At 64.9% G+C, this 416-nt stretch carries 1 protein-coding gene; it reads right to left on the bottom strand.

The features are described 5' to 3' along the window. Positions 1-107: 107 nt before the first annotated feature. On the bottom strand, positions 108-416 hold a 309-nt coding region (locus EN808_RS35210; protein WP_135918222.1), incomplete at its 5' end, for an SDR family oxidoreductase.

Raw genomic sequence — 416 nt, 5'->3', positions numbered from 1 at the left:
AGAGCATGTCCCGGCGCGATCTCCGGCATGTCCAGCTCCGCCATGCCGGCGACGCCTGCGGCGGCAAATCGGATGGCTTTCATGTCATTCTCCCAGATGGCAACGCCTCAGCTTATCCAGTTGCCGCCGTCCACATTGTAGGTCTGGGCGAGGATGTAATCACTGTCGGACGAGGCGAGGAAGACGGCGAGCCCGGCAATGTCCTCGGGCCGCGCGAAGCGGCCGATCGGCACGGACTTCGCCACCGCCGCCTTCTTCTCGCCGGCCTTCAGTCCCTCCCAGCGGGCGAAGTGGGCGTCGACGACTTCCCAATGTTCGCCATCGACGACCCCTGGGGCGATGGCGTTGACGTTGATGCCGTGCTTGACCAGCGCAAGTGCCGCCGATTGCGTCGCCGAAATGATCGCCGCCTTGGA

The sequence above is a fragment of the Mesorhizobium sp. M8A.F.Ca.ET.165.01.1.1 genome, assembly GCF_004792065.1.
Lineage (GTDB): Bacteria > Pseudomonadota > Alphaproteobacteria > Rhizobiales > Rhizobiaceae > Mesorhizobium.
The sequence above is the reverse complement of the archived record's forward strand: the minus strand, read 5'-3'. Positions and strand labels throughout refer to the sequence as shown.